General features: G+C 67.7%; 14 protein-coding genes. 6 read left to right on the top strand and 8 right to left on the bottom strand.

The genetic code is table 11. From position 1 onward, the window contains the following. Positions 1 to 115: 115 nt before the first annotated feature. Together sufB and WFQ05_RS17960 are read right to left on the bottom strand one after the other, a co-directional pair. The gene (sufB, locus tag WFQ05_RS17965) at positions 116 to 1,588 is read right to left on the bottom strand and encodes a Fe-S cluster assembly protein SufB (RefSeq protein ID WP_130531741.1); all 1,473 of its coding nucleotides are present in this window, start codon (positions 1,586 to 1,588) and stop codon (positions 116 to 118) included. Between the two features lie 16 nt (positions 1,589 to 1,604). Continuing rightward, the gene (locus tag WFQ05_RS17960; protein ID WP_130521192.1) at positions 1,605 to 2,066 is read right to left on the bottom strand and encodes an SUF system Fe-S cluster assembly regulator; all 462 of its coding nucleotides are present in this window, start codon (positions 2,064 to 2,066) and stop codon (positions 1,605 to 1,607) included. A gap of 908 nt (positions 2,067 to 2,974) precedes the next feature. On the opposite strand from WFQ05_RS17960, the gene WFQ05_RS17955 reads away from it, so the two are divergent. The 4 genes from WFQ05_RS17955 (at position 2,975) to WFQ05_RS17940 (ending at position 7,385) form a co-directional block, all read left to right on the top strand. Then, on the top strand, positions 2,975 to 3,442 hold the full coding sequence (locus tag WFQ05_RS17955) for an SET domain-containing protein-lysine N-methyltransferase (protein ID WP_337054798.1): 468 nt from the start codon (positions 2,975 to 2,977) through the stop codon (positions 3,440 to 3,442). A gap of 218 nt (positions 3,443 to 3,660) precedes the next feature. Beyond that, positions 3,661 to 5,856: a DUF5916 domain-containing protein gene (locus tag WFQ05_RS17950; protein WP_337054861.1), complete on the top strand. Its 2,196-nt coding sequence runs from the start codon at positions 3,661 to 3,663 to the stop codon at positions 5,854 to 5,856. Between the two features lie 95 nt (positions 5,857 to 5,951). Beyond that, positions 5,952 to 6,737, top strand: coding sequence for a 3-hydroxybutyrate dehydrogenase (locus tag WFQ05_RS17945; protein WP_130531739.1), 786 nt, complete (start codon positions 5,952 to 5,954; stop codon positions 6,735 to 6,737). Between the two features lie 108 nt (positions 6,738 to 6,845). After that, the gene (locus WFQ05_RS17940) at positions 6,846 to 7,385 is read left to right on the top strand and encodes a type 1 glutamine amidotransferase domain-containing protein (RefSeq protein ID WP_337054797.1); all 540 of its coding nucleotides are present in this window, start codon (positions 6,846 to 6,848) and stop codon (positions 7,383 to 7,385) included. 195 nt (positions 7,386 to 7,580) lie between these two features. Here the strand turns inward: WFQ05_RS17940 and WFQ05_RS17935 are convergent, their stop codons facing one another. The 6 genes from WFQ05_RS17935 to WFQ05_RS17910 all read right to left on the bottom strand — a co-directional run bounded on the left by WFQ05_RS17935 (position 7,581) and on the right by WFQ05_RS17910 (position 10,926). Next, positions 7,581 to 8,171, bottom strand: a complete 591-nt coding sequence (locus tag WFQ05_RS17935; RefSeq protein WP_337054796.1) for a hypothetical protein — start codon at positions 8,169 to 8,171, stop codon at positions 7,581 to 7,583. Positions 8,172 to 8,187: 16 nt separating this feature from the next. After that, positions 8,188 to 8,787 (bottom strand): DUF1439 domain-containing protein, encoded by a 600-nt coding sequence (locus WFQ05_RS17930; RefSeq protein WP_131659365.1) that lies wholly within the window; start codon positions 8,785 to 8,787, stop codon positions 8,188 to 8,190. 64 nt (positions 8,788 to 8,851) lie between these two features. After that, positions 8,852 to 9,376: a hypothetical protein gene (locus WFQ05_RS17925; RefSeq protein ID WP_337054795.1), complete on the bottom strand. Its 525-nt coding sequence runs from the start codon at positions 9,374 to 9,376 to the stop codon at positions 8,852 to 8,854. 48 nt (positions 9,377 to 9,424) lie between these two features. Then, entirely contained in the window at positions 9,425 to 9,727 is a 303-nt protein-coding gene (locus WFQ05_RS17920; protein ID WP_337054794.1) for a DUF3861 family protein, read from the bottom strand. Positions 9,728 to 9,801: 74 nt separating this feature from the next. Next, entirely contained in the window at positions 9,802 to 10,380 is a 579-nt protein-coding gene (locus WFQ05_RS17915) for a M23 family metallopeptidase (RefSeq protein WP_130522955.1), read from the bottom strand. 159 nt (positions 10,381 to 10,539) lie between these two features. Continuing rightward, the gene (locus WFQ05_RS17910; RefSeq protein ID WP_130520907.1) at positions 10,540 to 10,926 is read right to left on the bottom strand and encodes an HU family DNA-binding protein; all 387 of its coding nucleotides are present in this window, start codon (positions 10,924 to 10,926) and stop codon (positions 10,540 to 10,542) included. Between the two features lie 391 nt (positions 10,927 to 11,317). Here WFQ05_RS17910 and WFQ05_RS17905 point away from each other — a divergent pair, with 391 nt between their 5' ends. Both WFQ05_RS17905 and WFQ05_RS17900 read left to right on the top strand, forming a co-directional pair. Continuing rightward, a complete protein-coding gene (locus WFQ05_RS17905) occupies positions 11,318 to 11,752 on the top strand; it encodes an OsmC family protein (RefSeq protein ID WP_337054793.1) in 435 nt (144 codons plus the stop codon). Positions 11,753 to 11,887: 135 nt separating this feature from the next. Beyond that, a complete protein-coding gene (locus tag WFQ05_RS17900) occupies positions 11,888 to 12,517 on the top strand; it encodes a glycine zipper 2TM domain-containing protein (RefSeq protein WP_130520902.1) in 630 nt (209 codons plus the stop codon). Positions 12,518 to 12,728: the final 211 nt, after the last annotated feature.

Here is a 12,728-nt window from a genome sequence, read left to right as displayed (position 1 = left end):
GGATTGGGGATTCGGGATTGGGGATTCGTAAAAGCGGAAGGCAGGCGGGATGCGGGGGAGCGGGAGGCGATCGCCGATCCCGAATCTCCAATCCCGAATCCCGGCTCGACGGGCGTCAGCCCACCGAGCCTTCCAGCGACACTTCCAGCAGCTTCTTGGCTTCCACGGCGAATTCCATGGGCAGCTCGCGGAAGACCTGCTTGCAGAAGCCGTCGACGATCATCGACACGGCGTCTTCCTCACTGATGCCGCGGGCGCGGCAGTAGAACAGCTGGTCGTCGCTGATCTTGGAGGTGGTGGCCTCGTGCTCGACGGTGGCGCCGGGGTTCTTCACCTCGATATAGGGGAAGGTGTGGGCGCCGCACTGCTTGCCGATCAGCAGGCTGTCGCACTGGGTGTAGTTGCGCGCGCCCTCGGCCGAGCGGTCCACGCGCACCAGGCCGCGGTAGGTGTTCTGGCCGCGGCCGGCGCTGATGCCCTTGGAGACGATCTTGGACTTGGTGTTGCGGCCCACGTGGATCATCTTGGTGCCGGTGTCGGCCTGCTGGCGATGGTGGGTCAGCGCGACCGAGTGGAACTCGCCCACCGAGTCGTCTCCCAGCAGCACGCAGGAGGGGTACTTCCAGGTGATGGCCGAACCGGTCTCCACCTGGGTCCAGGTCACCTTGCTGCGCGCGCCCCGGCACTCGGCGCGCTTGGTCACGAAGTTGTAGATGCCGCCGCGGCCCTGTTCGTCGCCCGGGTACCAGTTCTGCACGGTCGAATACTTGATCTCGGCATCTTCCAGCGCGACCAGCTCGACCACCGCGGCGTGCAGCTGGTTCTCATCGCGCATCGGCGCGGTGCAGCCTTCCAGATAGGAGACGTAGGCCTTGTCCTCGCACACGATCAGGGTGCGCTCGAACTGGCCGGTGTGGCCGGCATTGATGCGGAAATAGGTGCTCAGCTCCATCGGGCAGCGCACGCCCTTGGGGATGAACACGAAGCTGCCATCGGAGAACACCGCCGAGTTCAGCGCGGCGAAGTAGTTGTCGCCGACCGGCACGACCGAGCCCAGGTACTGCTTGACCAGCTCCGGATGCTCCTTGATGGCTTCGGACATCGAACAGAAGATGATGCCCTTCTCGGCCAGCTCCTTGCGGAAGGTGGTGCCGACCGAGACCGAGTCGAACACCGCGTCCACCGCCACGCCGGCCAGCTTGGCGCGCTCATGCAGTGGCACACCCAGCTTGTCGTAGGTGTCCAGCAGCTCCTGGGGCACCTCGTCCAGCGACTTGTACTTGGGGCCCTTGGGCGCGGAGTAATAGCTCAGCGCCTGGAAATCGATCGGCGCGATCTTCAGCTTGGCCCAGTGCGGCACCGGCATGGTCAGCCAGTGGCGATAGGCGGCCAGCCGCCAGTCGGTCATCCACTGCGGCTCGTCCTTCTTGGCCGACAGCGCGCGGACGATGTCCTCGCTCAGGCCGGGCGGCAGCGAGTCGGACTCGATCTCGGTGATGAAGCCGGCCTCGTAGCGGCGGCCGAGCTGTTCGACGATCTCGGCGTTGCGGACGGGGGTGGTGGGAACCTGGGTTGCTTCGGTGGCCATGGGGGCTGCCTACAGTTCAGTTGTCCACGCGCACGGCGATGGGGCGGCGGCGCGTATCGGGAGTGGGGGAGGGGGCGGCCGGCTGCAGCATCTGCGCCAGCGTCATGCCGCGCAGCGCGTCGGCCACCACGTCGTTGATCAGCCGCCAGTTGGCGCGCACGCCGCAGCGCTGGGCGATGCCGCACTGGCTGTCGTGCTGGCTGCATTCGGTGATCGCCAGCGGCCCTTCCATGGCCTCGATGATCTGCACCAGGCTGATGTCGCCGGCCGCATGGGCCAGCCGGTAGCCGCCGTGCACGCCGCGCAGGCCTTCGACCAGCCCGGCCTGGGCCAGCGGCTTGAGCACCTTGCTGACGGTGGTGGCTTCCAGGCCCGAGGCCTCGGCCAGTTCCGTGGCGCTGAGCACTTCGCCGCTGCGGTTGGCCAGGACGGTCAACAGGACGGTGGCGTAATCGGTGAGCTTGGTGACGCGCAGCATGGTGGCGGGGGCGCCCACGCAGGGGCGACGGATGAAATTGGACCGAAATTGTACGCTTTCCCGGTGCGCGACTCAAACCCCAGACCGCGTGAACCAATGGGCGCGTACAGCTTGGCTGCACCATGGAAGCCGAGTGGTCCGGGACCGCGGCACCGTCGATGCCGGAGCCCCAGCGCAAGGCGGCGCCTTGCGGCGGATGGATCAGGACTTCTTCCAACTCGAAGGCATCAAGCAGCGCCTTGCCCCCTCCCTTTCGCCGCAGGCGAAGGGGAGGGCCGGGGTGGGATGCTTTTTTGCTCTTGCTTCTGTGGCTTGACCGGTAAAGCCCCGACCCCTCCCCATCCCTCCCCTTCGCCTATGGCGAAAGGGAGAGGGCCTCAAGTCGAGGCCCTCCCGTCACTGATCGCGCTCTGCGCATGGGCAAGGGTCTCGAACGTCCTCGCAAACCGAAGTCCTGTGACCTGATGCGTGCGGCAGCGGGCCGGCGGGCAGTGGCCGCGACGAGCGAGGCAGGACGCCGAGCGCCCGAATCAGGGCAGGATGCCCTGATTGAGGGAAAAGCGGCCGCTGCCCGCCGGACCGCTGCCCTTCCGAAGCAGGCGCACTCGCCCCACCGCAGCAGGTGCACTTACACGCAGCAATCTGGAATCGGAAGAAGAGCCAAAACAACAGCTGCCCATTCGCGTGACGCACGGACCTCCGTGTCCTGTGCCGTCCGCGAGAAAGTCGCTGGGTTCCCGCGTTCGCTGGAACGACGAGCTTGGGCTCGGCGACGACGCTTGTAAGGGCCTCGCACCGACGGGTGAAGGCCATCCCGAGCAGCGCTGCTGCGCAGACGATCGACATGCAGTGGCACGAACTGCTGCGCGAGGCGACAATGCGGGACGACCCTCTTCATGGATGCCTCGATGCCGCGCAAGATCGCCACCCGCAAGTCCGCCATCCATGGCAACGGCATGTTCGCCGTGGCCCCGATCAAGAAAGGGGAGCGGCTGATCGAGTACCGCGGCGAGCTGCGCACGCACGCGCAGGTGGATGCCGACGAAGGCGGCGATGTCGAGAGCGGCCATACCTTCCTGTTCACGCTCAATGATGAATACGTCATCGACGGCGCCCGCGGCGGCAACAGCGCCCGCTGGATCAACCACAGCTGCAATCCCAACTGCGAGGCCCTGATCGAAGAGGCCGAGGGCGACGACCGTACCAAGGACAAGGTGTTCATCGAGGCCATCCGCGCCATCAAGCCCGGCGAAGAGCTGACCTACAACTACGGCATCACCCTGGGCGAGCGGCACACGCCGCGGCTGAAGAAGATCTGGGCCTGCCGCTGCGGCTCGAAGAACTGCACCGGGACCATGCTCCAGCCCAAGCGCTGAGGCAGTCCGCGCGCGGGCCGCACGGCCGCGCGCGAAGCGGCGCATGCAACGCGCCATGGCCGTGGATGCACGCGGCGGACAAAAGGTTGCAATGACCAATGCCAGTCGGCACGCGCTGACAAGCTTCCCAACATACGCACCCGAAGGCGGCCATCGGCCCCTCAGGCTCAGAAGGAAGCAGGACCATGCGTGGCTCGGTATTGGCGACAAGCGTGTCGATGGCTTTGGCGGTGCCCGCCGGCGCGGTGCAGATCGATGGCCGGATCGATCCGGCGGAATGGGCCGGCGCCCAGCACATCACCGACTTTCGCCAGGTGCAGCCGCTGACCGGCGCGCCCGGCAGCCAACCCACCGGGGCCTGGATCCTGGCCACTCCCGAGGGCCTGGCGGTGGCGGTGCGTGCGGTGCAGCCGCCCGGCGTGCCGCGCACCCTGCAGAAGGTGCGGCGCGACTTCAAGGACCAGGTCGACCGGGTCAACCTGATGGTGGACTTCGACGGCGACGGGCGCACCGGCTACAACTTCGTGGTGTCCTCCACCGACGGCATCAATGACGCGGTGGTCACCAACGAGAACCACTTCAACACCGACTGGGACGGCCACTGGCAGCACGCGGTCAGCGCGGACGAGCAGAGCTGGTCGGTGGAGATGCTGATCCCCTGGTACATCGCGCCGATGCACAAGGCCAGTGGCGGCAAGCGGCGGATGAAGCTCTACCTGGACCGCGTGATCGGCGCAACCGGCGAGCGCGCCGCCTGGCCGGTGGCCAGCTTCGAGCGGCCGCGCTTCCTGTCCGACTTCGCGGTCGTGGAGGTCACCGACTACCAGCAGTCGCTGCTGGCGGTGACCCCGTACATCTCGGGCCTGTACGACAACGTGCACGGCGGCACCGATGTACAGGGCGGGGTGGACGTGTTCTGGAAGCCCAGCGGCCAGTTCCAGATGACCGCCACACTCAACCCGGACTTCGGCCAGGTCGAAAGCGACGACCTGGTGGTCAACTTCGACGCCACCGAGACCTATGTCAGCGACAAGCGCCCGTTCTTCACCGAGAACCAGGGGCTGTTCGAGTTCACCACGCCGTCCGATTTCAGCCAGCTGCTGTACACCCGGCGCATCGGCGGGCCTTCCGACGACGGGCGCGGCGCGGCCGACATCAACGCCGCGGTCAAGGTCAACGGCAGCCTGGGCGCGACCAAGTACGGCGTGTTCGTGGCCGAGGAGGACGGCGAGGCCGGGCGCAGCTTCCGCGCGCTGCGGCTGGTGCGCGACTTCAGCACGCAGAACCTGGGCCTGATGCTGACCCAGGTCGAGCGCCCGTGGCTGGATCGCGAGGCGACCGTGCTGGGCGTGGACCACAACTGGCGCCCCAACGCGCGCTGGAACGTGCGCACGCGCCTGCTCGGCAGCCAGATCAGACAGGCCGGCCAGACCACGCGCGATGGCGGCGGCACGCTGTGGGCCGACTACGAGATGGACCACGGCTGGCGCCAGCAGTGGATCGCCATGCACTTCGGCAGCGATCTGCAGCTCAACGACGCCGGCTACCTGTCGCAGAACAGCCTCAACTACGGCCATTGGGAAGTGCGCAAGCGCTTCCCCGAACAGCCGGCCCAGTCGCGCTATGCCTCCAAGGACTGGCGCTGGCGCATCAGCCAGGTCAACAACGACCACGGCGAGATGCTCGACCGGCAGCTGCGCATCAGCCGCCAGGGCGAGCTGCGCGACGGCAGCGAGGAGTTCATCCAGGTCAACTTCAACGATGCCGGCGTGGACGACCTGCTCACGCGCGGCCACGGCTCGGTGCAGCAGCCCTTCAATACCCAGCTGGTCTACGAATACAGCCGCCCGCGCAAGGGACGCTGGGCGCACGAGGTGGAGCTTTGGGCGCGGCGCGGCAGCATCACCGACGCAGGCGCGCTCAACTACAGCGCGGACTACACGGCGACCTATTTCGTCAACGACGACTTCAGCCTCTACCTGGGCGGCTATGCGGATCATTCACCGGCCTGGTCGATCTGGCAGCGCGACAACCTGGTCGGCCTGTACAACGGCCGCGAATGGCATCTCAACGCCGGCCTGACCTGGAACCTGGCCAACCGCCAGGAGCTGCGCGTGAAGCTGCAGGCGCTGGCCATCGAGGCGCAGGCCAAGGGCGCTTACCGCGTGCTGGCCAACACCCAGCCGCTGCGCACCGACGAGGCCGTGCAGGACTTCAGCGTGCGCAACCTGGGCTTCCAGGTGCGCTACCGCTACGAGGTCGCCCCGATGTCGGACTTGTACATTGTCTACGCGCGCGGCGGCTACCAGGAGACCGATCGCAGCGATCCGGTCGGCCGCCTGCTGGGCGATGCGCTGCGCCTGCGCGAGGACGAGCAGCTGCTGGTCAAGTTCAGCTACCGCTTCACGCTGTAGCCAGGAGGCAGGTCCGGAGGCATTGCCCTTTCGACCAACGCTGAAGGGCCCGCGCCTGCGGCACACTGGCGGCCCGTTCCCTGCGAGGTTGCCCCGTGACCCAGTCCCTCCAAGGCCAGGTGGCCGTCATCACCGGCGCGGCCAGCGGCATCGGCAAGGCCCTGGCGCAGACCCTGGCCCGGGCGGGGGCGCGCGTGGCCATCGCCGATCTCAACCAGGCAGGTGCGCAGGCCACCGCCGCGCAGATCCAGGCCGAGGGCGGCCAGGCGCTGGGCGTGGCGATGGACGTCACAGACGAAGCGGCGGTCGATGCCGGCATCGACCGGGTCGTGCAGGAACTGGGTCCCGTGGACATCCTGGTCGCCAATGCCGGCGTGCAGATCGTGCATCCGATCCAGGACTTTCCCTTCGCGGAATGGAAGAAGCTGCTGGCCATCCACCTGGACGGCGCCTTCCTCACCACCAAGGCCGTACTGCCGGGCATGTATGCGCGCAAGCGCGGCACGGTGATCTACATGGGCTCGGCCCATTCGCACGAGGCCTCGCCGCTGAAGTCGGCCTATGTGACCGCCAAGCATGGCCTGCTCGGCCTGTCGCGCACGCTGGCCAAGGAGGGCGGGCCGCATGGGGTGCGCAGCCATGTGATCTGCCCGGGCTTCGTGCGCACGCCACTGGTGGAGAAGCAGATCCCGGAGCAGGCCGCCAGCCTCGGCATCAGCGAGGAAGAAGTGATCAAGCGCGTGATGCTGGGCAATACGGTCGATGCCACCTTCACCACGGTCGAGGACGTGGCCGCGATGGTGAAGTTCCTGTGCGAGTACCCGAGCAATGCGCTGACCGGGCAGAGCTTCCTGGTCAGCCATGGCTGGCATATGAGCTGAATGGGGCGCGTGTTCGCGTCGCGTCGAGACATCGCCACCAGGAAACGACAGGCCTCAAATGGCGCGGCGCCGAAGATGGGGTTCCTTTCTTCAACGGAGCCTTCCCTCATGACCACGCTCACTGGCAAGACCATCGCCGTGCTCGCCACCGATGGATTCGAACAGTCCGAACTCACCGAGCCCAAGCGTCGCCTGGAGGAAATGGGCGCCAAGGTCGAGGTGATCTCGCTCAAGGGCAAGGACAGCATCCGCGGCTGGGACCAGAAGGACTGGGGCGAGTCGGTCAAGGTCGACAAGCAGCTGGACCAGGCCAAGCCGTCCGATTACGACGCGCTGGTGCTGCCGGGTGGCGTGATCAACCCGGACACGCTGCGCCGCGAGTCGTCCGCGCTGGACTTCATCAAGGCCGTGGCCGCCGACGACAAGCCGGTGGCGGCAATCTGCCATGGCCCCTGGCTGCTGGCGGAGACTGGGTTGGCCAAGGGTCGCAAGCTGACTTCATGGAGTTCGCTCAAGACCGACCTGTCCAATGCGGGCAGCACCTGGGAAGACCGCGAGGTGGTGGTCGACGGCAACATCATCACCAGCCGCAATCCCGACGATATCCCGGCCTTCAGCAAGGCGATCGCGGAAGCTCTTGCGAACTGACAGCTCGAAATCGAGAAGAAAACGGGGCGCGGCCTTCGGGCCGCGCGCCCGTCTGTAGAGCGGAGCTCGCTCCGCTGGGGCCTTCCTAGGATCCGGCCGAAATGCAGCGGAGCAAGCTCCGCTCTACAACGAGGTCGCGACGCAATTAAAGAAGATAGCTGGCTCGCACGATGAGGCGATCAGCGTCCATCTTCCCTACCGAGGCTCGTAGCCTTCCAGATCCGCTGAATCCAGATGCCAGGCCCGGTCCTTCGCCGGTGCGCCGTCCGCCATCACTGCACGCAAGGTGAAGTTGCCCCTGTAATGCCGCGTACTGCCATCGGCCTGCAACGCAGTAAGGTCGACCGGCACCTGGATATAGCGCGAGCCAGCAGCGCCCTCCGCATCGAAGGCCTGGCCGACACGCGCCTCGACCTGGCGGGTCTTGGCATAGCCCTTGGCGAAGACATCGAACGGCTGTCGGCTGGCGGCACCGTCCCGGCTCCAGAGCGCATAGGCGGCCGCGTAGTCGCCCGCGTTGATCGCCGCGTAGTACCGACGCACGGTGTCTTGCGCGCTTTGTGCGGTCGGTTCTCCAGGGATAGCGACTTCCGCGGCCTGCATCGGCGGCGGTTCTGCCAGCGCGTCTTCGGTCTGCGAATCGCTCGGCACCGACGCCGGCGGCGTGGCGGGCGTCGGCGCGCTGGTGGCGGGAGGGGCGTCGCCAGACCGCGCCTGCCGATTCTTGCCCGGATCGCAGGCGGTCAGCGTCGCGATTCCGGCCGCGAGCAGGCCGAGCATCAGCATACGCACGCGCGTTGGGTCAGGGCGCATCGCTCAGATCCGGCATGCCCACGGGCTGGTCGAACTGGACCACGATGCGGCCATCGCGCACGCGCGCGGACTGCACGCGCACGTCGCCCAGGCTGGCCAGCAACTTGGGATCCAGGCGGTACAGCGGCTCGCTGCGGGCGTAGTCCTGCAGGAACAGGCTGACCAGCTGGCGATCGCGTTCGTGCAGTTCGCCGCCGTTGGTGGCCGCGACGCGATCCACGGTGGGCGCGTCCAGGTACAGCGTCATCGCCTGCGGGTCGTAGCGCAGGCCGCTGCTCAGCCAGACCCGGCCCAGCGGATTGCCGCTGGCGCTGGCGTCGAACTGCATCTGGACCCGGTCGCTGCCCGGCGGAATACGCAGCTGCGGATTGCTGGCGGTCATTGAGACCAGTCCGCCCAGCGCCTGGAAATCTCGCGGGAACTCATGCTCGAGAAAGCCCTGCACCTGTGTCGCGCTGACGGACAGCTCGTTGGAAGGCGCTTGGCTGGAGGACTGCGCCTGGGCCCACGACGCGGCCGTGATCGGTGCGATCACCAGGGCCGTGGCGACGAGGGCGGCGCGCATGCGGTGGGCGAGGAGAGCCTGCATGGAAACGTCCGAGAGAGGCGGCTGGAGGCCAGGCACACCTTAAGCACATCGGGTGAACCGGGCCTCAATCGAGCTGTGGGCGGATCGAGGCGCTGGAAAGCGTCCAGCCGTCGTTACCGATCTTGCGGCGCAGGCGGTACCAGCCGTCCCAGTGCTGCACACGGCCCTGCGCATCGGCGACCTGCAGATGCACGGGGATTTCCAGGCTGCGCGACGGGTACTGATCCGGGTCCAGCGGCTTGGGCGCGTCGCTGTTGATGCGCATGGTGCGCGGGCCGAGCGCGCGCAGCGCGGCATCGTCGGGCACCGGCGCGGGCTTGCCGCCGGTCCATTGCGCATCGGCCTGGTCCAGCCGGCCCGAGGCGATGTCGGCCAGGTAGGCGTGGAGCACGCCGGCGGCTTCGAGCAGGTGGGCCTGCTGCTGCGCGTCCAGGGCCTGGCGCTTGGCCAGCGCGGCCTGATCGTCCGGGCGCGTGCCGGCCTGCGGCAGCGCGGCGGTGGTGGCCAGCTCGGCCTGCGGCTCGGGCTTGCGGCTGCAGGAACAGTTGCCCAGCAACAGACACAGCAGCAAGGGCAGCAGCAGGCGCATGGCGGGGTCGGGCAGTGGCGGTGGCGCGCAGTGTACGCGCGGCCTGCGCTAGCGGTTGGGGTCGATCCCGGCGATGAAGCGGTCCAGCGCCGGCTCCAGCGGTGCGAACGGGTCCTCCTGCGCATCGCGATGGCGATGGGCCAGATCGCGCAGCACGTGGCTGGCCACCAGGGTGGCGGCGCGCTCGTCCGCGCTGAGCTGACGGTGACGCTGCGACTGGTGCATCAGGCGCAGCCAGTCCTGGCTGGCGCGATGTTCGAATTCGATGCTGCAGCGGTCGCGGCACGGGTAGCCGTCGTCTTCGACTGGCGTGATGGTGATGCGATAGCGGTGCGGGCGAGGGTCCTGCATGGCGGTCACGAGGCGAAGTGCGAGTGGCCAAGGTAGGTATCCGCGCGCCGTCGCGCGAGCCGATGGGGCGCGACTCAGTGTTCCGGCGGGCGCCAGGCGCGCAATGCCGGCAGCGGATCGCGCGCGCCCTCGGCCCCGTAGATGCCGTAGTGCAGGTGCGGCGGCGTGCCGCGCGCGTTGCCGGTGGTGCCGACGAAACCGAGCAGGTCGCCGGGCAGGACGCTGCGTCCTTCACGCAATCCGGGCGCCCAGTCGTCCAGGTGCGCGTAGTAGTAGCGCTCGCGTCCTGGTCCGAGCACCCACACCTGGCGCCCGCCCAGGCCGCCATCGCGAATCGAGACGATTACACCCGGTGTGGCGCTGCGCACCGGCGTGCCGCGCGCGGCGAAGATGTCCACGCCGGCATGGGTGCGGTCGCGCCCGCGCGGCGCGCCGAAGGTGGCGGCGATGCGCGTGGCGCGCACGCCTTCGACCGGGACCGGCAGCGCCTGTGCCGGCGGCATGCGCGTCACGCGCCAGAGCATGCGCGGGGTCTGCATGAAGGGCTGGTTCCACGCCCAGCCCGCGGCCCAGGCCAGCAGGGCCAGCGCGACCAGCCAGAGCAGGGCGCGGCGCAGGCGGCGAGCGGGCGTGGTGACGGACGGTGCGTGCATGTGCCTTAAGCGTGGCGTGCCGCCGATGAGCCTGCGGTCAAGGCGCGCGATGCGAGACGGTCGTTCGGGCTGCGCCTTGTCCGCGATGCGGGAAGCCCGGAAACGACTCGGGACGGCCAAGGCCGTCCCGAGCAGTGAAACCGGTGGCGCCTTCAGGAATCAGGCGGCCGCCGAATCCTTCAGCGTCTTCATGAAGGTAGCCTTGAGCTTGGTCGAAGCCGGCTTGGCGGCGAACCACTGCTCTTCCTTGGTGAAGGGGTTGATGCCCTTGCGCTTCGGCTTGGCAGGCACGCTGACGGTCTTGATCTTCAGCAGGCCCGGCAGGGTGAACGTGCCCGCGCCCTTCTTGCTCACCGAGCCCTGGATGGCCGACTGCAGCGCAGCCATGACAGCGCGCACGTCCTTCGGAGCCACGCCACTGGATTCGGCGATGTGGGCGACCAGACCGGACTTGGTCAGGGCTTCCTTGATCGGCTTGGGAGCAGCCGGTTTGGCGGCGGTCTTGGCGGCCTTCTTCGGCGCTACCTTCTTGGTGGTCTTTGCCATATGTGTCCTGTGTACCGTGTTGGTGGATGTACTGGCCGAACGGTCGGCCTGCGGAATGTAGGGCAAGGCGCGGGCCCAGCCAAGAGGAATTCGGCTTTTTTCGCGGTTTTTTCGTGTTTTCTCGACCAAAGGCGCGTGGGCGAGCTTCCGGTGACGCTTTTGAAGGTGTCGAGCCCCAGTGTGGAAGCCGCCATGGCGGCGATGCGGCCTTGCCGATAAACCCCATCGCCGCCATGGCGGCTCCCACAAAAGAAGCGGGCGATGGTCGGGGGAAACAACGTCTCGCGTGTTTTTGCCGCACTGCGCGATGGCCTGCGCGCGGCCGGCACGGTGCGCTTACATCGTGGCGCTTAGGCTGCGGGTTCCTTTCAAGCACACAGGAGCACATCGCATGGGTATCTCGCGTCCGGCCACCGCACACTGGGAAGGCGACCTGAAGTCGGGCAAGGGCAAGCTGTCCACGCCGCAGAGCGGGCTGCTGTCCGACACGCCTTACGGTTTCAACAGCCGCTTCGGTGCCGAGAAGGGCACCAGTCCCGAGGAACTGATCGCCGCCGCGCACGCCGGCTGCTTCACCATGGCCCTGTCCAATCTGCTGACCGAGGCCGGCTCGCCGCCGACCTCGCTGGACACGCGCGCCGAAGTGGACCTGTCCATGGACGGTGGTCCGGCGCTTTCGCACATCCGCCTGAAGGTCAAGGGCGTGGTGCCGGGCATCGACGCGGCCAAGTTCAAGGAGATCGCCGAGAACGCCAAGGAGAACTGTCCGGTGTCCAAGGCGCTCAAGGCGGTGCCGGTGAGCCTGGAGACCGAGTTCGCCGGCTGAGTCTGTCTGGCGTTCCAGAGAAGGGCCTGTCGCGCGGTTGAACGCGCGGCAGGCCGCCGGCCGGGTTCAGGACCGGCTCACCGCGGCGGCTCGACGATGCGCGCATGCGCCGATCCGGCGCCGGAGACCGCCCACATGATCCGCTCCACGCTCGGCCTGTTCCTGATCGGTGTGACCTGCATCGCGCCGGCGTCTGCCCAGTCGCGCTATGCGGATTACTACGCGCAGCGCTATGGCGATGGCTACGCCTCCAACAGCCGCGACTATTACGACGGCCGCGACAGCGGCAATTACGACTATGCGCGCGTGGTGCGGGTCGATCCCATCATCGCCGCGCCGCCGCCTCCGCAGCAGCAGTGCTATTACCGCGATGCCGACGATGCCTATGCGCGCGGCGGCGATTACTACGATGGCAATGGTCAGCGCCAGGCCACGCCGGGCGGCCGCATCGCGGCGACCATCGCCGGCGGTGTGCTCGGTGCGGTCGTCGGCAGCCGCTTCGGCGGCGGGACGGGCCGGGTGATCGGCACCGCGGTGGGCACCGCCGCCGGTACCGCGGCCGGTCAGTCGGTCTACGACAACTCGCACACCGAACGCGGCACGGTGCGCGTCTGCGAGCCGGTGTCCGACCAGCGTTACGAAGGCGAGGTGGAGGGTTACAACGTCACCTACGAATATGCCGGTCGGACCTATCAGACCCGCACTGCCTATAACCCGGGCGATCGCATTCGCGTGCGTGTGGATGTGGTGGCCGCGCAGAACTGAAAAGCGCTGGATCGACATCTGCAGGCGAAAGGGGCCCCTGTGGCCCCTTTTGGTTTTTGGGTGGTCGCTGGACCAAGTAATTGAGGCGGTGTGTGCTTCGGCTTCGGAGGGGCAGCGGTCCGGCGGGCGGGGGCCGCTTATCCCTCGATCAGGGCATCCTGCCCTGACTCGGGCGCTCGGCGTCCTGCCTCGCTAGGCGCGGCCCCCGCCC

This window comes from Pseudoxanthomonas sp. USHLN014, from assembly GCF_037153335.1.
Taxonomy (GTDB): Bacteria; Pseudomonadota; Gammaproteobacteria; order Xanthomonadales; family Xanthomonadaceae; genus Pseudoxanthomonas_A; species Pseudoxanthomonas_A winnipegensis.
The sequence above is the reverse complement of the archived record's forward strand: the minus strand, read 5'-3'. Positions and strand labels throughout refer to the sequence as shown.